This is a genomic window from Leucobacter luti (assembly GCF_004217175.1).
Taxonomy (GTDB): Bacteria; Actinomycetota; Actinomycetes; order Actinomycetales; family Microbacteriaceae; genus Leucobacter; species Leucobacter luti.
Genome location: NZ_SHKI01000003.1, coordinates 80,315 through 99,349, shown reverse-complemented (window position 1 = coordinate 99,349; position 19,035 = coordinate 80,315). Strand labels below are relative to the sequence as shown.

General features: G+C 70.1%; 18 protein-coding genes and 1 riboswitch. Of the genes, 13 read left to right on the top strand and 5 right to left on the bottom strand.

Features of this window, described 5'->3' with window-relative positions; all coding sequences use genetic code 11:
• Window positions 1–45: 45 nt before the first annotated feature.
• The 5 genes from EV139_RS03550 (at window position 46) to resB (ending at window position 4,676) form a co-directional block, all read left to right on the top strand.
• Window positions 46–897, top strand: a complete 852-nt coding sequence (locus EV139_RS03550; protein ID WP_241988960.1) for a phosphodiesterase — start codon at window positions 46–48, stop codon at window positions 895–897.
• Between the two features lie 81 nt (window positions 898–978).
• Window positions 979–1,623 carry a histidine phosphatase family protein gene (locus tag EV139_RS03545; protein ID WP_130452962.1) on the top strand — a complete coding sequence of 215 codons (645 nt, stop codon included), beginning with the start codon at window positions 979–981 and terminating at the stop codon, window positions 1,621–1,623.
• The gene (locus tag EV139_RS03540) at window positions 1,620–2,285 is read left to right on the top strand and encodes a TlpA disulfide reductase family protein (protein WP_130452961.1); all 666 of its coding nucleotides are present in this window, start codon (window positions 1,620–1,622) and stop codon (window positions 2,283–2,285) included. Before EV139_RS03545 ends, EV139_RS03540 begins: the two co-directional genes overlap by 4 nt.
• Window positions 2,282–3,025 (top strand): cytochrome c biogenesis CcdA family protein, encoded by a 744-nt coding sequence (locus EV139_RS03535; protein WP_130452960.1) that lies wholly within the window; start codon window positions 2,282–2,284, stop codon window positions 3,023–3,025. Before EV139_RS03540 ends, EV139_RS03535 begins: the two co-directional genes overlap by 4 nt.
• Window positions 3,009–4,676, top strand: coding sequence for a cytochrome c biogenesis protein ResB (gene resB / locus EV139_RS03530; protein WP_130452959.1), 1,668 nt, complete (start codon window positions 3,009–3,011; stop codon window positions 4,674–4,676). The genes EV139_RS03535 and resB overlap by 17 nt, the downstream gene beginning before the upstream one ends.
• Window positions 4,677–4,807: 131 nt before the next feature.
• Here resB and purU read toward each other — a convergent pair whose 3' ends face one another.
• The gene (gene purU, locus EV139_RS03525) at window positions 4,808–5,692 is read right to left on the bottom strand and encodes a formyltetrahydrofolate deformylase (RefSeq protein ID WP_130452958.1); all 885 of its coding nucleotides are present in this window, start codon (window positions 5,690–5,692) and stop codon (window positions 4,808–4,810) included.
• 66 nt (window positions 5,693–5,758) lie between these two features.
• Window positions 5,759–5,844: riboswitch (ZMP/ZTP riboswitch) on the top strand.
• Window positions 5,845–5,890: 46 nt separating this feature from the next.
• Here purU and glyA point away from each other — a divergent pair.
• Window positions 5,891–7,174 (top strand): serine hydroxymethyltransferase, encoded by a 1,284-nt coding sequence (gene glyA / locus EV139_RS03520; protein WP_130452957.1) that lies wholly within the window; start codon window positions 5,891–5,893, stop codon window positions 7,172–7,174.
• A 5-nt stretch (window positions 7,175–7,179) separates the two neighbouring features.
• Complete coding sequence (locus tag EV139_RS03515) at window positions 7,180–8,073, top strand: bifunctional methylenetetrahydrofolate dehydrogenase/methenyltetrahydrofolate cyclohydrolase (RefSeq protein WP_130452956.1); 894 nt, start codon at window positions 7,180–7,182, stop codon at window positions 8,071–8,073.
• A gap of 21 nt (window positions 8,074–8,094) precedes the next feature.
• Here EV139_RS03515 and EV139_RS03510 read toward each other — a convergent pair whose 3' ends face one another.
• Window positions 8,095–8,766 carry a PepSY domain-containing protein gene (locus tag EV139_RS03510; RefSeq protein ID WP_130452955.1) on the bottom strand — a complete coding sequence of 224 codons (672 nt, stop codon included), beginning with the start codon at window positions 8,764–8,766 and terminating at the stop codon, window positions 8,095–8,097.
• 186 nt (window positions 8,767–8,952) lie between these two features.
• On the opposite strand from EV139_RS03510, the gene EV139_RS03505 reads away from it, so the two are divergent.
• The 3 genes from EV139_RS03505 to EV139_RS03495 all read left to right on the top strand — a co-directional run bounded on the left by EV139_RS03505 (window position 8,953) and on the right by EV139_RS03495 (window position 11,088).
• Window positions 8,953–9,690, top strand: coding sequence for a VTT domain-containing protein (locus tag EV139_RS03505; RefSeq protein WP_130453473.1), 738 nt, complete (start codon window positions 8,953–8,955; stop codon window positions 9,688–9,690).
• A 64-nt stretch (window positions 9,691–9,754) separates the two neighbouring features.
• The gene (locus EV139_RS03500) at window positions 9,755–10,084 is read left to right on the top strand and encodes an ArsR/SmtB family transcription factor (RefSeq protein WP_337248746.1); all 330 of its coding nucleotides are present in this window, start codon (window positions 9,755–9,757) and stop codon (window positions 10,082–10,084) included.
• An 11-nt stretch (window positions 10,085–10,095) separates the two neighbouring features.
• Window positions 10,096–11,088, top strand: a complete 993-nt coding sequence (locus EV139_RS03495) for an SRPBCC family protein (RefSeq protein ID WP_130452953.1) — start codon at window positions 10,096–10,098, stop codon at window positions 11,086–11,088.
• A gap of 80 nt (window positions 11,089–11,168) precedes the next feature.
• On the opposite strand, the gene EV139_RS03490 is transcribed toward EV139_RS03495, so the two are convergent.
• The gene (locus tag EV139_RS03490; RefSeq protein WP_130452952.1) at window positions 11,169–13,112 is read right to left on the bottom strand and encodes a glycerophosphoryl diester phosphodiesterase membrane domain-containing protein; all 1,944 of its coding nucleotides are present in this window, start codon (window positions 13,110–13,112) and stop codon (window positions 11,169–11,171) included.
• Window positions 13,113–13,281: 169 nt separating this feature from the next.
• Between EV139_RS03490 and EV139_RS16200 the strand changes: the two genes are divergently transcribed.
• Complete coding sequence (locus EV139_RS16200; protein WP_130452951.1) at window positions 13,282–15,273, top strand: TPM domain-containing protein; 1,992 nt, start codon at window positions 13,282–13,284, stop codon at window positions 15,271–15,273.
• Window positions 15,274–15,383: 110 nt separating this feature from the next.
• On the top strand, window positions 15,384–16,097 hold the full coding sequence (locus EV139_RS03480; RefSeq protein WP_130452950.1) for a PspA/IM30 family protein: 714 nt from the start codon (window positions 15,384–15,386) through the stop codon (window positions 16,095–16,097).
• A gap of 57 nt (window positions 16,098–16,154) precedes the next feature.
• On the opposite strand, the gene EV139_RS03475 is transcribed toward EV139_RS03480, so the two are convergent.
• Together EV139_RS03475 and EV139_RS03470 are read right to left on the bottom strand one after the other, a co-directional pair.
• On the bottom strand, window positions 16,155–17,072 hold the full coding sequence (locus tag EV139_RS03475) for an oxygenase MpaB family protein (RefSeq protein WP_130452949.1): 918 nt from the start codon (window positions 17,070–17,072) through the stop codon (window positions 16,155–16,157).
• Between the two features lie 92 nt (window positions 17,073–17,164).
• Window positions 17,165–18,409 carry a cation:proton antiporter gene (locus tag EV139_RS03470; RefSeq protein ID WP_130452948.1) on the bottom strand — a complete coding sequence of 415 codons (1,245 nt, stop codon included), beginning with the start codon at window positions 18,407–18,409 and terminating at the stop codon, window positions 17,165–17,167.
• A 141-nt stretch (window positions 18,410–18,550) separates the two neighbouring features.
• On the opposite strand from EV139_RS03470, the gene EV139_RS03465 reads away from it, so the two are divergent.
• Complete coding sequence (locus EV139_RS03465) at window positions 18,551–18,979, top strand: pilus assembly protein N-terminal domain-containing protein (RefSeq protein WP_130452947.1); 429 nt, start codon at window positions 18,551–18,553, stop codon at window positions 18,977–18,979.
• The last annotated feature ends 56 nt before the right edge of the window (window positions 18,980–19,035 follow it).

Genomic DNA, 19,035 nt, shown 5'->3' with positions numbered 1-19,035 from the left:
CAGACGCCAGTCACCAGTGCTGGTGCAGCTCGGAAGGACTCAATCGTGTCAGACACCGCGCAGCATCCGCCGGCCTCGCACTTCATCCTGCACATCAGCGACACCCACTTCGTGGGCGACGGCGAACTGCTCTTCGGCAGCGTCGACAGCGACGCGAACCTGCGGCGGCTGTTCGCCGAATTTGCGCGATCCGGGGCACGGCCAGACGCGATCGTGTTCACCGGCGATCTTGCCGACGCCGGCCAGGAGGACGCGTACCGCCGGCTGCGCGCGCTCGTGGAGCCCGCCGCCGCCGCGATCGGGGCGCGGGTGATCTGGGTGATGGGCAACCACGACGTGCGCACCCCGTTCCGCGAGCTCCTCCTCGACTCGGACGCCGGGGAAGCGAGCGTTGACGCGGTGCACGAGGTGAACGGGCTGCGGATCGTCGCCCTCGATTCCACGGTGCCGGGCAAACACCACGGCGAGATCACCGATGCGCAGTACGCGTGGCTCGCCGGGGTGCTCGCCGAGCCGGCGCCGCACGGCACGCTGATCGCGCTGCACCACCCGCCCGTGCCGTCGCTGCTCGAGCCGCTCGAGCTCGTCGAGCTGCGCGATCAGCAGCGCTTCGCCGACGCGATCGCGGGCACCGACGTGCGCGCGGTGCTCGGCGGACACCTGCACTACAACTCATTCAGCACGGTCGGCGGCATCCCCGTCTCCGTGGCCTCGGCCACCTGCTACACGCAAGACCTCAACGTCCCCTTCGGACACCTGCGGGGGCGCGACGGCGCGCAGGGGTTCAACCTCGTGCACCTGTACGGGGATCGGGTGCTGCACACGGTCGTGCCGATCGGAGAAACGATCGCGGTGGACGAGCTCACCACGGCGCAGCTGCGCTCCTGGCTGGCGTAGCGCCGGGGTTGCCGCGCGGGTGAGCGCCACGGCGGGGCACCCTCTCGGCTTTCTCAGCCTGAGCGATCGTACAATGGGGGTGTGAGCGACAAACTGCTGCATTTGGTGCGCCACGGCGAGGTGCACAACCCCGACCTGGTGCTGTACGGGCGTATCCCTGGATTCCGACTCTCCGAGCGGGGGCATCAGATGGCCGAGGCCGCTGCCCTGGAGCTCGCGGGAAGCGACCGCCTCGTGGCGAAGCTGTTCGCGTCGCCGCTTGAGCGCGCGCAGCAGTCGGCGCGGCCGATCGCCAGCGCGCTGGGGCTCGAGATCAACACCGAGGACCGGATCATCGAGCCGACCAACTTCTTTGAGGGCATGGTGAACTCCGGGCCCGACGCGGCGTTCAAGAAGCCGCGGTACTGGCACAAGTTCTGGAACCCGTTCCGCCCGAGCTGGGGTGAGCCGTACCGCGAGGTTGCGGCCCGCGTGCGGCAGGCGATGGACGACGCCTGGGAGTCGACGCGCGGTGGCGACATCGTGATGGTGTCTCACCAGTCGCCGATCTGGATGGCGCACCTCGACGTTGCCGGCAAGCCGCTGTTCCACAACCCGGCGACCCGGCGCTGCGAGCTGTCGAGCATCACGAGCTTCGAAAAGCGCGGCGAGCGCTGGTTTGAGGTCGACTACCGCACGCCCGCCGCCGGGCTCCTCGGCGACGCGGTCGACGTGGGCGCCGTATGACGGCCAAGCGGATCAGCGCCGCCGTGGCGCTCGGCCTCGCCGCCGCGCTGACGCTCGCCGGCTGCAGTGGTGCCGGGAACGATCTGGCGCAGCAGTGGCAGGAGTCGAACGAGAAGGGGTACATCTCTGGGGACGGCACCTCGGCGAGCTTCCTCCCGAGCGAGCGCACTGACCCGGTCGAGTTCTCGGGCACCGTGGAGAACGGCGACACGTTTGCGTCGACGGACACGCTCGGCAAAGTGACCGTGGTGAACTTCTGGTACGCGGGGTGCGCGCCGTGCCGCGCCGAGGCGCCAGACCTGGTGGCAGCCTACGACGAGTTCGCCGGCGACGACGTCGCGTTCCTCGGCGTCAACACTCGCGACCAGGTGGCGCAGGCCCAGCAGTTCGCGGAGGAGTTTGGGGTCGAGTACCCGTCGATCATGGACATGCCGGGCGGCCGCTCCGTGCAGCGCGCCTTCGCCGGCGAGGTGCCGCTCAACGCGGTCCCCACGACGCTGATCCTCGACCGAGAGGGCCGGGTGGCCCATCGGGTGCTCGGGCAGCTCGCCGCGGAGTCGCAGCTGACCACACTGATCAAGGAGACGCTCGCTGAGGACGGCGGCGCGGCCGCCGCAGAGTCAGACGCCGACCCGGGTGACACCGCCGGGCGGGCAGAGTGAACGTCTCTGACCTCGTCGCCGACGGGCAGCTCCTCTTCGCGTCGCTGATCGCGATCGCTGCCGGCCTGCTGTCGTTCCTGTCGCCGTGCGTGCTCCCGCTCGTGCCCGGCTACCTCGCATACGCGAGCGCGAGCGCCGGTGCCGCACCCGGGGAACCCCCGGCGCGGCGGCGGCTCGTGGTCGGTGCGATCCTGTTCGTGGCGGGATTCAGCGTGGTGCTCGTGACGTTCCTGGCCGCGGCGGGCACCGTCGGCGTCTGGCTGCTTGAGTGGGAAGGCCTGATCACGCGCATCATGGGGGTCTTCGTGATCATCATGGGCGGCGTGTTCATCGGCATGTTCTCGCGCATGCAGACCACGAAGAAGCTGCGCCTCAAGCCGAAGCTCGGGATCGCTGGCGCACCGGTGCTCGGCGCGGTGTTCGCGATCGGGTGGACGCCGTGCATGGGGCCCACGCTGACCGTGATCATGGGGCTGAGCCTGCAGCAGGGGTCGGTCGCCCGATCGATCGTGCTGGCGCTCGCGTACTGCCTGGGACTCGGCATCCCGTTCGTGCTTGCCGCGTTCGGCTTCGGGTGGATGACGCAGACGATGACCTTCTTTAAGCGGCACATTCGTGTCGTGAACCTGATCGGCGGCGGGCTGCTGATCCTCATCGGTCTCCTCATGGTGACCGGACTCTGGAGCAAGATGATGTTCGCACTGCAGGCGGTGATTGGCGGATATGTCACGCCCCTCTGATTACGACGACGGCACCGGTGCGGGCGGATCGCTCCGCGGCGAGTCTGGCGAGTTCGGCCTGAAGGGCTGGGCGCGCTGGTTCTGGCGCCAGCTCACCAGCATGCGCGTGGCGCTGCTGCTGCTGCTGATGCTTGCGATCGCGGCGATCCCGGGCTCGCTCGTGCCGCAGCGCTCCGCCGACCCGAACGGCGTGATCCAGTACGCGAAGGATTACCCGGAGCTCTACAAGGTGCTCAACGCGTTCCCGATCCAGGCGTTTGATGTCTACAACTCGGTGTGGTTCTCGGCGATCTACCTGCTGCTGTTCATCTCCCTGATCGGCTGCGTGCTGCCGCGCATCACGCACCACTGGAAGGCGTGGCGCGGCACCCCGCCGAAGACGCCGGCTCGGCTGCAGCGCATGGCCGGGTTCACTGAGGTGCGGGTGTCGAACCCCGAGGCGACCCCCGCGGAGCGCGAGGAGTTTGCGCTGCGGGCCGTCGAGGCCGGGCGCGACCTGCTGAAGAAGCAGCGCTACCGCGTGGAGATTCAGCGTGCCGAGCGCCGTGGCACCTCTGAGATCTCGGTCTCGGCTGAGCGCGGGTACCTGCGCGAGACCGGCAACCTGATCTTCCACATCTCGCTCGTCGGCGTGCTGATCGCCGTCGGCCTCGGTTCGGCCATGACCTTCAACGGGCAGAAGGTGCTCATCGAGGGCGAGACGATGGTGAATCAGCTGATCGACTACGACACGGTGAACTCCGGGCAGGCGTTCGATACGTCGAGCCTTGAGCCGTTCGGGCTGCGGCTCAACTCGCTCGACGTCGACTACATGACGCCGGAGGACGGCAACCTGTCGGCGCTCGGCCAGGTGAAGGACTACCGGGCGAACATGACCCTCATCGACGCTGAGGACGGCTCCGAGACCGAGCACACGATCCGGGTGAACCACCCGCTGCGCGTACACGGATCGCCGATCTACCTGATCGCCAACGGGTACGCGCCGCTCATCACGATCAAGAACGCCGAGGGCGAGGTCGTGTACCGCGAATCGATGCCGTTCATCCCGCAGGACAACCTGACCATGACCTCGCTGGGCGTGCTGAAGGTGCCGTACGGGATCACCGAGGAGGACGGCACGCGCACGCAGCTCGGCCTGCGCGGCTTCTTCTACCCCACGAAGGCTGAACTCGAGACGGGGGCGTTCACCTCGAACTACCCCGATCTTGAGAACCCGCTGCTCACGCTCGACGTGTTCAGCGGCGACCTCGGGATCGACGACGGTGTGGCGCAGTCGGTGTACGCGCTCGACACGGCACAGATGGACCAGCTGACCGGGCGCGCGGTGGATATCGACTCGATCGAGCTGGCCGTGGGTGACACCGCCGACCTGCCCAACGGGCTCGGCACGATCACGCTCGAGGAAGTTCCGCGCTACGCATCGTTCGACGTGATGCGCAACCCCGCCCAGATCTGGGTGCTCGTGTTTGCGCTTGCCGCGCTGGGTGGCCTCATGTGGTCGCTGTTCGTGCCGCGCCGCCGCCTCTGGGTGAAGGCGATCACGAGCGACGACGGCGTGACGCTGCAGTACGCGGGTCTCGCCCGCGGCGACGACCCCGCGCTTGAGCGCGCGGTTGCGGAGCTCACCGAAAAGCACCGCGAGCTGCTGTAGGGTCCGCGGCTCGCGAGAGTGAAACGGGCGGGGCGGGATCCGAAGTCGGATCCGCCCCGCCCGTTCTGCGTCCGTGCGAACGCTCGCGTGTGCAGCGCGCGCGTGCGGCTCACCGCAGCGCGCGCTGCGCGCTAGCGGAAGATGATGGTGCGCGCGCCGTCCGCGAGGATCCGGTTCTCTGCAAACCAGCCGACGGCCCGACGCAGCACGCGCGCCTCCTCGTCCTGCCCCAGCTGCACCAGCTCGCGCGGCGAGTATGAGTGGTCCACGCGGGTCACGTCCTGCTCGATGATCGGCCCCTCGTCGAGGTCGGTAGTGACGAAGTGTGCCGTCGCCCCGATCAGCTTCACGCCGCGCTGGTGCGCCTGCTTGTAGGGGTTCGCCCCCTTGAAACCGGGCAGGAACGAGTGGTGGATGTTGATCGCGCGCCCCTCGAGCGCCTCGCACAGGCCGGGCGACAGGATCTGCATGTAGCGCGCGAGCACCACGAGCTCGATGTCGTGCTGCTCGACCGCCTCGAGGACCCGGGCCTCGAACGCGTCGCGGTCGTCCGGGTTCGCGATCGCGCGGTGCTCGAACGGCACGTCGTAGAACTCGGCGATGTCGCGCACGGTCTCGTGGTTCGAGAGGATCAGCGGCACCTCGATCGGTAGCTGTGCGCCGCGCTGGCGGTAGAGCAGATCGTTGACGCAGTGAGTTGCGGTGGAGGCGAGGATCAGCGTGCGCACGGGGCGGCCCACCTGGTCCAGGCGCCAGCTCATGTGGTAGCGCTCGGTGACCGGGGCAAGCGCGCCGGTGAAGCGGTCCTCGAACGTGTCTGGCTGCGCAACCGCCTCGACCTGGAGCCGCATGAAGAAGCGGCCGGTGTCTGCCGATGCGAACTGCTGGCTCTCGGCGATGTTGCCGCCGGCCGCGACCACCGCCCCGCTGATCGCGTGGACGATACCGGGACCGTCAACACATGACAGCGTGAGCACCCACTGGGCGTCTGACGTGGAAGCAGCGATCGTGTTCATCCGACCGATTCTATTCCACTCCGGAGCTGGCAATCGTCGGAGTGTCGCGCCGGGCCGCTGGTATGCTGAGTGGGTCGTGACTGGCGTACAGATGGTCCACCATCGGGGAACGACACCTCTTCACGGATTGGCCGCTCGCCTGGGTCTCGGATCCGACACCAATTCCGCCTGCGCGGAACACAGCATGAGGAGCGCACTATGTCCACCCAGTCAGCTTTCTTCAACGAGCCGCTTGAGGTCGTCGATCCCGAGATCGCCGAGGTCCTGAAGAACGAGCTCGGCCGCCAGCGCGGCACGCTCGAGATGATCGCCAGCGAGAACTTCGTGCCGCGCGCGGTCCTCGAAGCCCAGGGCTCGGTGCTCACGAACAAGTACGCCGAGGGCTACCCCGGGCGTCGCTACTACGGCGGCTGCGAATTCGTCGATGTTGCCGAGGATCTCGCCCGCGACCGCGCGAAGTCGCTGTTCGGCGCCGCGTACGCAAACGTCCAGCCGCACTCCGGCGCCTCGGCCAACGCCGCGGTGCTCTCCGCGATCGCCGAGCCGGGCGACACCATCCTCGGCCTTGAGCTCTCGCACGGCGGCCACCTCACGCACGGCATGAAGCTCAACTTCTCCGGCAAGCTCTACAAGGTCGCCTCGTACGGTGTCGATCCCGAGACGTTCCTCGTCGACATGGACGTGGTTCGCCAGCAGGCGCTCGAGCACAAGCCGAAGGTGATCATCGCCGGCTGGTCGGCGTACCCCCGCACGCTCGATTTCGCGGCGTTCCGCGCGATCGCCGACGAGGTGGGCGCCACGCTCTGGGTCGACATGGCGCACTTCGCGGGGCTCGTCGCCGCGGGCCTGTACCCCAACCCGGTGCCGCACGCGCACGTGGTCTCGTCGACCGTGCACAAGACCATTGGTGGCCCCCGCTCGGGCTTCATCCTCACGAACGATCTTGATCTCTACAAGAAGATCAACTCGAACGTGTTCCCCGGCCAGCAGGGTGGCCCGCTGATGCACGTGATCGCCGCGAAGGCGACCGCGTTCAAGCTTGCCGCGACGGACGAGTTTGCAGACCGCCAGGCCCGCACGCTTTCTGGCGCGAAGCTGCTTGCCGCGGCACTCACCACCGAGGCATCGAAGGCGGCCGGCGTCGACGTGCTCACGGGCGGCACCGACGTGCACCTCGTGCTCGCAGACCTGCGTCACTCGCAGCTCGACGGCCAGCAGGCCGAGGATGCGCTCCACGCGGTGGGCATCACGGTCAACCGCAACTCGGTGCCGTTCGATCCGCGTCCGCCCATGGTGACGAGCGGCCTGCGCATCGGCACCCCGGCCCTCGCGACCCGCGGCTTCGGCGACGTCGAGTTCGCCGAGGTGTCAGACATCATCGCGCTGACGCTGCAGCAGGCCGGCGACATCGAGGCGCTCAAGGCGCGCGTCACGGCCCTCGCCGACGCGTTCCCGCTGTACCCCGGCCTCGAGGAGTGGTGAGTCCGGTGAGCGACTCGGGCACCGCCCGGATCCTCGACGGGACGGCCGCGGCCGCCGCGATCAAGGCTGAGCTGACCGTGCGCGTCGCGGCGCTCGCCGAGCGCGGGGTCGTGCCGGGTCTCGCGACCGTGCTCGTCGGCGCGGACCCCGGCTCGCAGTGGTACGTCGCGGGCAAGCACCGCGACTGCGCTGAGGTGGGGATCGCGTCGATCAAGCGTGAGCTGCCGGAGACGGTGAGCCAGGACGAGTTGGAGGCGGTGCTCGGCGAGCTGAACGCCGATCCAGCGTGCACCGGCTACATCGTGCAGCTGCCGCTGCCGAAGCACATTGACACCGATCGCATCCTCGAGTGCATCGACCCGGCGAAGGACGCCGACGGCCTGCACCCCACCAATCTGGGGCGATTGGTACTCAACGCGAACACCGAGATCACCTCGCCGCTGCCGTGCACGCCGCGCGGCGTGATCGAGCTCGTGGAGCGCAACGGCCTCTCCTGGGCCGGTAAGCACGTCGTGGTGGTCGGCCGCGGGATCACCGTCGGCCGCCCCATCGGGCCGCTGCTCACGCGCCGCGAGTTCAACGCGACCGTCACGCTGACGCACACGGGCACCCAGGATCTCGGGGCCGAGCTGCGCCGCGCCGACGTGATTGTCGCCGCGGCGGGGGTCGAGGGCATCGTGCGCGCGGAAAACGTGAAGCCGGGCGCGATCGTGCTCGACGTGGGCGTCTCGCGCAAGACCGACCCCGAAACGGGCAAGAGCCGCGTGGTGGGCGACGTGGACCCAGCCGTGGCGCAGGTCGCCGGGTGGGTGTCGCCGAACCCGGGCGGTGTGGGGCCAATGACCCGCGCGCTGCTGCTCAAGAACGTCGTGGAGATGGCGGAACGCGCCTCCGCGTAAGCTGCGGGCGCGGGGCGGCCGCTAGTCCGCCTCGCGCTCCAGCACCTCGCCGCTGAGCGCGTCGATCTTCAGCTCAGTTTCGGCGAGCGTGGTGACGTCGATGATCGTGGCGTCCCAGACGGCGCGGCCGCGGTCCTCGTCGAGCGAGAGCTCAGTGAGGCGCGTGCCCGGGCTGGTCTCGCCCGAGATCCGTGCGGCCTCGGCCGCATCGACCGTGATGTCGATGAGCTCGTCCCGGTCGAGCTCGACGTCGCGCTGCGAGATCCGGGTGAGCGCGGTGGCGTCGAGATCAGTCCCGAGCCCGCGGCGCGCCGCTGCCGCGTCGGCCCCGGGCACCCGGCTGGTGACCTCCCACACCCACGCGCCGCGGTCGTAGTCGAGGTCGATCCCCACCACGGCGCCGTCGATTCCCACGGACTTGTCGGCGATCGTCTGCAACCACTCGGTGGGCCACGCCACGTCCGCGGGGATCCCGCCGGCCGGAAAGTCAGTGTCGCTCTTGCCGGGCGATGGTGTGCCGGGCGCTGCGGTCGCTGAGGGGACCGTCGGGGACGCGGAGTCCGAGTCAGTGCCCGACTTTGGGGGCACGTTGACGGTGACGCAGCCCGTGAGCGTCAGCGCGAGCGCGGCCGCTGCGGCGAGCGCGCCGCCCGCCCGGATCGCGCCGGCCTGCTGGATCGAAGTGCGGTTCATGCGTCCCCCTCGGGTGAGTCACTGCGCAGTGTCTTCAGGATACCGCGCCCGGATTTGTGCCCCCGGGCCGATTCACCAGCCCGCGTCCAGCGACTCGCGGCATACTGGACGGGTGCCGGGGTGGAGACGCCACGTGCTGCCACGATCCGCCCCCCCACGAGAGCTGAGATTTATCCCGTGACCTCGATGCTTGCTGCTCTAACCTCGGTAGCTGTCCCTGCCCTCTTCGGCATCGACTGGCTCGACCCCGAGACGCTGCTGAAGGCGGGCGGCTGGGCGGCGCTGATCCTCGCGTGCGCGTTCGTGTTCCTTGAGACCGGCGTGCTCGTGCTGGCGTTTCTGCCGGGCGACTCGCTGCTGTTCACGGTGGGCCTGTTCTCGGCCACCGGGATCATCGACGTCCCGATCTGGATCACCTGCCTGCTGCTGTTCGTGTTTGCGTTTGCGGGCGATCAAATGGGCTTCATGATCGGGCGCAAACTCGGCCCGGCGATCTTCAGTAAGGACAAGAGTCGGCTATTCAACCCCGAAAACGTTGCGCGCACGCACGCGTTCTTCGAGAAGCACGGCCCCAAGGCGATCATCATCGCCCGCTTCCTCCCCATCTTCCGCGCGTTTGTTCCGGCTGCCGCCGGTGTGGGCAATATGCGCTATCGCCAGTTCGTGGTGTACAACGCCGTGGGGGCCCTGCTGTGGGGTGTTGGCGTCACGCTGCTCGGCTACTTCCTCGGACAGATCCCGTTCGTGCGCGAGTACAGCGAGGTGTTCATCATCGTGCTCGTGCTGATCCCTGGGATCCCGATCCTCTTCGAGCTGTGGCGCGCGTTCTCGTCGTGGCGGGCGAAGCGCCGGGCGGCTGAGGTGGCCGCTGATTCGACGCCGGCGTCGGATGCCGCGCCCGCGGTCGAGGGCGACGCTCACTAAATTCCTGCTCAGGGCTTGACGTCGGCGGTCGCGCGGCGTAACGTACAACCAAATGGTTGCACAAATGGTGGATGACGAGCGAGCGAACCGGATCTTCCGGGCCCTCGCCGATACGACGCGGCGCGACATCGTGCGCCGCACGCTCACGGCGGAGGCCTCGATCTCGGAGCTGGCGGGCGAGTACGACATGTCGTTCGCCGCGGTCCAGAAGCACGTCGCGGTGCTCGAGGCCGCCGAGTTGGTGGCGCGCACCCCGCGCGGCCGAGAGCGGATTATCCGCGGCAACCCCGAGACGATCCGGCACGCGCGTGAGCTCCTCGGTGCTTTCGAGCAGCTCTGGCGCGCCAGAATCGACCGACTCGACGCCTTCCTCGCCGAGCCCGACCCGAACTGAAAGGCGCGATCATGCCCATCACCTCCGTCACCACCGACCCTGAAGCGCTGACGCTCACGGTCGTTGCCGACTTCACCGTTCCCGTGCGCCGGCTCTGGGACGCCTACCTCGATCCGCGGCAGATCGAACGCTTCTGGGGGCCACCCGAGTACCCGGCAACGTTCTTCCGGCACGACGCGGCCCCGGGCGGGCGCAGCTCGTACTGCATGACCGGTCCGGAAGGCGACCGCAGCTGTGGCTACTGGGAGTGGGTGTCCGTCGACGACGGGCGCTCGTTCGAGGTGCGCGACGGCTTCGCGCGCGAGGACGGCTCGCCGCACCCGGACATGCCGAGCATGCGCATGGTGTTCGACTTCGCCGAGACCGCCCTCGGCTCGCGCCTCACGACGACCACCCTGTTCGGTTCCCTCGCCGAGCTTGAGCAGCTGATGGCCATGCAGATGGAGGAGGGGATGCGAGCGGCAATGGGCCAGATCGACGGGGTCCTCGCCGAGCTCGCCGAGTACGCCGCGGATCGTGGCACTCTGCTCCAGCGGGTGGGCGACGATCGGGCGCGGGTGACGCGGCTGATCAGCGGCTCAGTCGAGCAGGTGTGGCGCGCGCACACCGAGCCGGAGCTGCTGCAGCGGTGGCTGCTCGGCCCGGACGGCTGGGAGATGCCGGTCTGCGAGTTCGCCGCCGAGCCCGGGAGCCGCTACCGCTACGAGTGGGCGGAGACGGGCGGGGCGAACCGCTTCGGCTTTACGGGCGACGTGGTCGAGGCGGTGCCGCCCGTGCGGCTCGTCACCACCGAGGCGATGACTACCCCGGAGAATCCGGACGGGAGCGGTGGCCCGGTGACGCTGAACGAGCTCACCCTCACCCCGACCGCGGACGGGACTCGCCTCACGCTCATGATCACGTACCCCGACGCCGAGACCCGCGAGATGATCCTCGCGACCGGCATGGTCGACGGGATGGAGACGAGCTACGCGAGGCTCGAGCGCGAGGGGCTGCCGGCGTAATCGCGATCCGGGCCCTGCCCGGCGGGACGGCCTGCCGCCGGGCAAGCCGTCCCGCCGGGCCGCGCGGGATCCGGGCCCGGCTATACGACGGTTACGAAGCGCGCGAGGGCGTCGACCAGAATCCCCGCGACGCCACTGCCCGATTGCATCTCCGCTCTGGCCGCGAGCACCCGGTCTGGATGGTCGGTGATGATGCCGTCGGCGTCGCGGCGCAGCAGCTCGCGATACCCGGCCTCGTCGTTCACGGTCCACGCCATGAATCCGAGCCCGGCGGCTCGCGCGGCGTCCTGCATCACCGACGTAGCCGTCCACTGCTCGACGACGATGAAGTCGGCGACGGTCTCGGGCAGCCCGCCGCCAGCGAAGGCCATCGTGTAGCCCACGGTGAGGTCGGGGCGCAGGAGTTTCAGCCGCTCCACGCTCGGGGCGTCGAGCGAGTGGTACATGTTTTCCTCGAGCGCCCCGAGCTCTTCCAGCTCCGCGACGAGCCGGTCGACGTGGTCCGGCGTCTCGGCGCCGCTGAGCTTCACCTCGATGAGCAGGGGCATCTCGAGCGCCTGTGCGTGCCGCACGTAGTCGGTGAAGCTGGGGATCAGATCGGTGTGCCCCGCGGCGTCGGTGACCATGATCTGGGTGAGTTCCGCGAGCGTGAGGTCCTTCACCGCGAGCGGCTCCCCGGCGAGGCGCTCGAGCCGCGCGTCGTGCATGGCGACAAACTCGCCGTCGCGCGTCTGCATCACGTCCATCTCGACGAGGTCGGCCCCGGCCGCCGCGGCCGCGTCGAGCCCGCCCAGGGTGTTCTCCACGCCCCCGTCGGAGAAACCGCGGTGGGCGAGCACCAGCGTGTCGGGTGCCGCCGCGAGCCGGTGCATCGTGTCCCAGCCGGCGACGCTGCACCCGGCCGCGAGCAGCAGGGCGGCAGTGACGACCACCGGGACGAGGCGGCCCGTGCGCGGGGCCGCTGCCGGAGCGCCGGCGGGCGCCGCCCCGGCGGGTCCCGCGGGCACTGCGGGTCCCGCGGACTCCGTGGAGCCCGCGGCACCTGCCGCCCCTGCCGCCCCTGCCGTCGCGGGCACCCGCTCGGCACGCGCCGGATCCGTGGCCCACGAGACGCCGGCCGGGAAGCGATCGGCGCTGCGCTCGAGCCGCGAGATGAGCACCCCGGCGATGCCCGCGGTCACTGCCCCGCTGAGCAGCATCCCGGCCACCTGTGCAAGGCCGAGTGAGACCGCAGCGACGCCCGGGGCCGCCCCGGGGAGCACCGCGTCGGCGATCGCCGTGGGGGCAAGCGCGATGAGCGCGAGTGCCGAGCCCGCCAGCGAGCCCGCGATGAGGACCACTGCCCCGGCGAGCGCGAGCGAAACCGGAGCGCGCAGCCCGCGGGTGAGTCGCCAGCTGGTGCGCAGGGGCCGCCGGCCGGTGGTCAGCACGAACAGTGGGACGGTGAGCGCATATCGCAGGTTCAGCCAGGTGAGCACCACGAGGAACGCTATAAACCCGATCGCCGTCGCCGGCGATTTGAACAGCTCGCCGGAGATGAACTGCGGGATCGCGAGCCCGCGCGTGAGGGCTGACGTGAACCCGAAGCCGGTGAGGGGGAGCAGCACAAACAGGTAGCCGAGCAGCGGGAGCGAGCGCGGGCGCAGGAGCGCTCGCGCCACGCGCCCGAGCTCGCTGAGGAACTGCCTGCCCGACAGGGCGGGCCAGCGCAGAAGCACCACGAGCGCGGTGAACTGGAGTGCGAGCAGCCAGAACACGAGCACGACGATCGCGAGTATGAGGGTGACCGTGAGCGGGAATCCCTGCCCGATCGGCAGCTTTCCGAGGTCGAGGCCCGACATCCCGTTGGCGCGCAGCGCCTCACGAAACAGCCACCGCACCAGCGGGAGCGCCACGAGGAGGACCACCAGCTGGGTCGCGAGGATGAGGCCGGCAAGGCGCGCGCCACCGGCCCGCACGCGCGCGGTGGCAGCTCGCAGGATCGCCCCGGTCTCGCCCCAAATGCTCAGCCGCTTCCCCCGCATGCCCGTTCCCCGATCCTCCGGCCCGGTGTCGCGTCGAGTGCGGGCCTTCGAATAGCTTAGAGCCGCAGGTGAGCCAATGTTTTGCCACTGGCGGGGCGCGCCCGCGCACTTCTAGACTGAGACCAACGACAAGGCGACGCTCTCGTGCGCCGCGGCCGGGAGGAACGGGATGAAGCGGGTCGCTACGATGCTGGGGCTCGCGGTGCTCGCGGCACTCGCGTGGCTGGTGCCGGCCGCTGCGCAGGCGACGGCCCCACCCGAGTTCGCCGGTGGCTACGTGATCGACGACACTTCGCAGGCCGTGCTCGGCACCGACCAGGAGCGGCTCGAGTCAGAGGTGCGGGAGTTCGCTGCGGAGCACGGGGTGCAGCTCTTCGTGGTCTATGTGGATCGCTTCAGCGACCCGAACGATCCAGAGGCGTGGGGCGCCGCGACGGCGCAGAAGAACTTCCTCGGCGACGACGGGGTGCTGCTGAGCGTGGCGGTGGAGGATCGGCTCTTCGACCTGAACGCGGCGCAGAGCCTGATCAGCGACGAGCAGTACACCAGGCTGACGAACGACTTTGTGCGCCCGGCGCTGAAGCAGAGCGACTGGACCGGGGTGGTCGGTACCACGCTCAGCGGGATCGACCAGGTGGTGCTCAACCCGGCGTCGAACGGCACGGGGGTCGCCGTTGCCGTGGTGGGTGGCGTGGTGGTGGTCGGCGGTGTCGCCGCTGGCGTGCTGGTTGCCCGCAAGAAGAAGCGCGCTCGCGCGGCGGCCGAGGGCGAAGCCGCGGCAACGATGCAGGAGCTTGAGGCGCAGGCGAGCGGGCTGCTCGTGCGCGTTGACGACGACGTGCGCAGCAGCGAGCAGGAGCTCGGGTTCGCGCAGGCCCAGTTTGGTGCCGCCGCGGCCGAGCCGTTCGCCGCGGCGATCGCCGACGCGCGTGCGCAGCTGCAGGCCGCGTTCGAGCTGCGGCAGAAGCTCGACGACGACGTCCCAGACACCGACGAGGACCGCCGGGCCTGGCTCACGGAGATCATCGACCGCTGCTCGGGGGCGAAGGCGTCGCTCGACGAGCACACCGAGTCGTTCTCGCGCCTGCGCGAGGTCGAGCAGCGCGCCCCCGAGGTGCTCGCCCAGCTCGGTGCCGCGCTTCCCGCGGCGCGCACGCAACTCGACGCCGCACGCGCCACGGTCGCTGGGCTCGCGGCCAGCTACGCGGAGAGCATCGTGGGGCAGCTGCAGCGAAACCTCGACGAGGCAGACACCCGGCTCGTGTTTGTTGCCGAGTGCCTCGGGTCCGCCGAGCAAGAGATCGCGGCCGGCACTCCGGCCGCGGCGGCGGTGACGCTGCGCGCGGCTGAGGCGGCGCTCGACCAGGCGAGCACGCTCTCGCGGTCGCCCGAGACCACCGCGGCCGAGCTCGCCGAGAGCGCGCGGCAGCTCGACGCAGCGACGGCGGACCTGCGGGCGGACCTCCAGACGGTGGCGCAGCTGATCGGCGGCGCCGCGGAGGGCGACCGGCAGGCGCTTGAAGCCGCGGCGCAGCAGGTGAACGCGGTGCTCGCAGCCGGCACGCAGGGCGATCCGGTGCGCGCACTCACCGCAGTTGCCGCCGCCAACGTGCAGATCGACGCCGCGATCGGCGGCGCGCGCGAGGCCGCGGAGCGGACCAGGCGCGCGGAGGCCGCGCGCGACGAGGCGCTCGTGCCGGCACGAGCCGAGGTGCTCGCGGCCGAGCAGTTTATCGAGACCCGTCGCGGTGCGATCGGCGCCGAGGCGAGGACCAGGCTCGCGGAAGCGCAGCGTCAGCTGCAGCTCGCCGAGAGCTACGCGCAGAGCGACCCGGCACGCTCGTACCAGTGCGCCCAGCAGGCGACGCAGTACGCGCGCGCCGCGTCGCAGCTCGCGGGCTCAGATGTCAACGGCTGGGGCGGCGGGGGCGGTTACGGTGGCGGCGGCTACGGCGGCGGGGCTCGCTCGGACGGCAGCTTTGGCGGCGCGGTGCTCGGCGGGATCCTCGGCGGGCTGCTGAGCGGCGGCTCCGGCGGCGGTTCGAGCGGCGGGTGGAGCGGCTCGAGTGGCGGCGGTGGATTCCGCGGCGGGTGGGGCGGCGGCTCGAGTGGCGGCGGCGGCGGTGGCGGAGGGCGTCGCGGTGGCGGCGGCCGGTTCTGATCCCGGGCGCCACCGGGCGTCGAAACGCGAAAGACTCCGCTGGCCCGGCCGGGCCAGCGTGCACTGCTCCTCCGAGCGGGTTCGGTGGAACGTAATGAAAGGAAGCCGACATGGCTAAACAGTCAATCCTTGGCCGTATTACCCAGCTCGCCAAGGCAAACATCAACGCGCTCCTCGACTCGGCTGAGGATCCCGAGAAGATGCTCAATCAGATGGAGCGCGACTACAAGAACAGCATCGCCGACGCCGAGAGCTCGGTCGCGCAGACGATCGGCAACCTGCGCCTCATGGAGGCCGACCTCGAGGAGGATCGCAAGGCGATCACCGAGTGGGGCAGCAAGGCGGCCGCCGCGTCCGCGCAGGCCGAGACGCTGCGCGCGGGCGGCGACGCCGCCGACGCAGACCGCTTTGACAACCTGGCGCGCGTTGCCCTGTCGAAGCAGATCTCCTTCGAGAAGGAGGTCTCGACCGCCGAGCCGAGCGTCACAGCGCAGCAGCAGGTGGTTGAGCAGCTGAAGGCGGGCCTGCAGACGATGCGCGAGAAGCTCGTGCAGCTGCAGGCAAAGCGCGACGAGCTGGTCTCGCGGGGCAAGGTCGCCGACGCGCAGTCGCAGGTGCAGGACGCGGTGAAGAACCTCGACGTGCTCGACCCGACGAGCGAGCTGGGCCGCTTCGAGGAGAAGATCAAGCGGCAGGAGGCCATGGTACGCGGCCAGGCCGAGCTCGCCGCTTCGACGCTCGACGCGCAGTTCAACGAGCTTGACGATCTCGGCTCGCTGAGCGAGGTGGACCAGCGCCTGCAGGCGCTGAAGCAGGGCAACTAGCGCGGCCAGAGCGCGGGGGTGCAAGGAGCGCCCCCGCGCTCTGCGCGTGCGGCGTGGCTACCGCCGGGTGCGCAGCTTCTGGTACGGGTGCGTCTGCACCCGGTCGGCGACCTCCGCGATCAGGTCCTCCGAAGAGCGGCCGGCGCGCGCCGAGGCGATGAGGCGACGCGTCACGCGCGCGGCCGCGCGCAGGTTCATCGGACGCCCCTCGATGCCAAACAGCAGGAGGGCCCACTCCGGAAGCAGCGCGAGCACCCCGTCCTGGATGTTCACGGACGCCCACACCTTGAACGGGTTGCCCGAGAGGCTCGGCTTGCGCATGCTGCGGGAGATTTCAGCGGCCGGAATGGTGAGCGCCATCCACTCCCGGTTGTCGTCGATGTAGCGGTCGAGCGCGAGCCGGGAGCCTGGCAGAAACTCGTCACCGGTGATTCCCACGATGCGCGCCGCCTCGTGCTGCTCGGTCACAAAGCGATCCTGCTCGGCGACGGTGAGCGTGGGGCCGTACGCGTCTGCGGCGCGCAGCACGCCGTACACAATGCAGTTGTGGGTCCAGGCGAGCCACTCCTGCGTGTCTGCCCGAAGCTCCTCGCCGGTGCGCGGGTCGGTCCACACGCTCGCCGCGTGGAGTCGCTGCACCGCGGCGCCCGCCGCGTCCGCGTGCTCCCGGTCACCGAAAATGGTGGTGTCAATGTAGCGCCCCGTGCGCTCGCCGCGCCCCTCCATGTCGGTGGCGTAGCCGCTCGTTCCCGAGAACACCCGCATCATCATCGGGTTGAGCGACTGCAGCAGGAGAGCGGCGATTCCGCCCAGCTTTGATGACGGGTCCGAGTACAGCCGCCAGCTCACGCTTCCCGGCCCGAAGTACCCGCTGTCCGCCGCGTCGGGGGAGGGGGACGGGGTACCGGCGCCGTGCGCCACGGGGCACCCAGCCGCTCCCGGTGCCTGCGCGCTCTGTGATTCTTGCGTGGTCATGTGTGCTCCCCCGAGTCGTGTGTGCCGAGCGGCAGCCGTCCCGCGCGGTCCAAAAAGTTGGATAATGTCCAATTATATTGGGTGGCGGGGGACTACTCGTGCGCTCCCTGAGAAAACGGGTCCGGCGCACCCGCCGCGGCCGGGGCCGTCTCGCCCGCAACCCGGGCCGTGGGGTCGGGGCGGTGCCCCACGAGCGCGAGCATCGGGAAGAGCAGTACGGTGAGCATCGCACCGCCCACCATCGCTGCCGCGACCTGCGAATCGAGGACGCCGTGGTCGGTGCCGATCGCGGTCACCGCGATCACGAGCGGCAGCGTTGTTGCGGTGAACAGCGCGGCCGTGCGCCGGTCTCTGAGCGGCGCGCCCCGCCCGGCGGCGAACCAGCCAGCCACCCCGCGCACCAGCAGCATCACCAGGGCGAAGACGGGCACGAGCGCGAGCGCCGCGGGGTCGCTCAGCAGTGCCGCGAGCGGGAACGAGATCCCGGTGGTGATGAAGAACACGGGGACGAGGAACCCGAAGGCCACGGAGTCGAGTTTCGCCTCGATGACCCGCAGCTCCTCGGGGTCGCCGCCCTGCAGCACCACGCGCGCGAGCATGCCCGCGGTGAACGCGCCCAGGAGGAAGTCGACGCCGAGGGCGATCGCGAGCGACACGAGCGCGGCGAGGAGGAGGAGCACGAAGCGCACCGCGAACTGGCCGCTCGTGTGCAGCGTCATCGACACCATCCGGCGCAGCCAATCGCGCGGGCCGCGGCTGGCGAGCCAGAACGCGACCGCCGCAACCGCGACGAACAGCACGAGCACGAGGGTGCCGCCGAGTGGCTGGCGGCCGCTGAGGAACACCGAGATCGCCACGAGCGGGGCGAATTCCCCGATCGCGCCCGCGGTGGTGATCGCGCGGCCCAGCGGGGTACGGGAGAGCCCGGCATCGCGGAGCATCGGCATGATCGTGCCGAGCGCCGTGCCAGTGAGGGCTACGCCGATGATCACTGCGGCGCCGGGGTCGGCGCCGATCACGAAGCCGGCCGCGAGGGCGAGTGCCGCCGAGACGCCCCACCAGCCGAGCCCGCGCCGCGCGGCGGGGCCGCGCAGCGTGGCGGGATCGATTTCGTTTCCCGCCATGAAGAACAGCGCCGCCAGGCCAAACTGCGACATCGTGTCGAGTACCGCGGTGTCGCTCACCCAGCCAAGTCCGGACGGGCCGAGCAGCATACCGAGGCCGATCTCGAACACCACCAGGGGAATTACGAGCACGCGGCGCACGAGCGCGGCGAGCAGCGGGGCAATTACCGCTACGAGCGGCACGAGGAGTGTGGTGAGTTCGTCGCCGGTCACGGGGTCCTCTCATCGCGGGGAGTTCGCGCTCATCATGGTATGGCATATCGGTATCCGGATCGGGGATTTCAAGCGAGAATCCGAGTGGCTGCTCACCGCGCACCCCTGGCGCCAGGCCCGGCCCGGTGCAAGAATTGGCGCATGGGAACTCGGGGAGTTGTGGTGCAGGGGGCGGCAGTGCTGCTTGCGTTGGCGCTCGCGGGCTGCGGCGCGGTGCAGGGCGACGCCCGCGACGAGGGCGCGGCGCGCACGAGCGAGGAGCAGGAGCTGATCGGCGGCGATGTCATCGCACCGGTCACGAAAGACGCGACCGCGCTGCGCGGGGCGAGCGTGGACCTGGTGGTGGGGCAGACGCTCAACATCGATACCGCGAGCCTGGACGTCGCGAGCTACCGCGGGGCCGTGTCCGACCCCGAGGTTGCCGTGTTTACCGCGGGACACCGCGACGACAGCGCGGAGTTCAACCCCGGCGTCACCGCGCTTGCGGTGGGCACCACCGAGGTGACACTCACGCACGAGCAGGGCGGAGTTGAGCCGCTGCGCTTCACGGTGGTCGTCTCAGCGCAATAGCGTTCCGGGTGCGCGGTCGCAAGCGCGGCACGGCAGCGGGGCGAGTTCTCAGCCAG

Bases quoted from the DNA above. Each gene is read 5' to 3' on its own strand.
- EV139_RS03540 (WP_130452961.1), top strand. From the start codon at position 1,620: ATGACGGCCAAGCGGATCAGCGCCGCCGTGGCGCTCGGCCTCGCCGCC.
- resB (WP_130452959.1), top strand. From the start codon at position 3,009: ATGTCACGCCCCTCTGATTACGACGACGGCACCGGTGCGGGCGGATCG.
- purU (WP_130452958.1), bottom strand. From the start codon at position 5,692: ATGAACACGATCGCTGCTTCCACGTCAGACGCCCAGTGGGTGCTCACG.
- glyA (WP_130452957.1), top strand. From the start codon at position 5,891: ATGTCCACCCAGTCAGCTTTCTTCAACGAGCCGCTTGAGGTCGTCGAT.
- EV139_RS03510 (WP_130452955.1), bottom strand. From the start codon at position 8,766: ATGAACCGCACTTCGATCCAGCAGGCCGGCGCGATCCGGGCGGGCGGC.
- EV139_RS03505 (WP_130453473.1), top strand. From the start codon at position 8,953: ATGCTTGCTGCTCTAACCTCGGTAGCTGTCCCTGCCCTCTTCGGCATC.
- EV139_RS03500 (WP_337248746.1), top strand. From the start codon at position 9,755: ATGGTGGATGACGAGCGAGCGAACCGGATCTTCCGGGCCCTCGCCGAT.
- EV139_RS03495 (WP_130452953.1), top strand. From the start codon at position 10,096: ATGCCCATCACCTCCGTCACCACCGACCCTGAAGCGCTGACGCTCACG.
- EV139_RS03490 (WP_130452952.1), bottom strand. From the start codon at position 13,112: ATGCGGGGGAAGCGGCTGAGCATTTGGGGCGAGACCGGGGCGATCCTG.
- EV139_RS16200 (WP_130452951.1), top strand. From the start codon at position 13,282: ATGAAGCGGGTCGCTACGATGCTGGGGCTCGCGGTGCTCGCGGCACTC.
- EV139_RS03480 (WP_130452950.1), top strand. From the start codon at position 15,384: ATGGCTAAACAGTCAATCCTTGGCCGTATTACCCAGCTCGCCAAGGCA.
- EV139_RS03475 (WP_130452949.1), bottom strand. From the start codon at position 17,072: ATGACCACGCAAGAATCACAGAGCGCGCAGGCACCGGGAGCGGCTGGG.
- EV139_RS03465 (WP_130452947.1), top strand. From the start codon at position 18,551: ATGGGAACTCGGGGAGTTGTGGTGCAGGGGGCGGCAGTGCTGCTTGCG.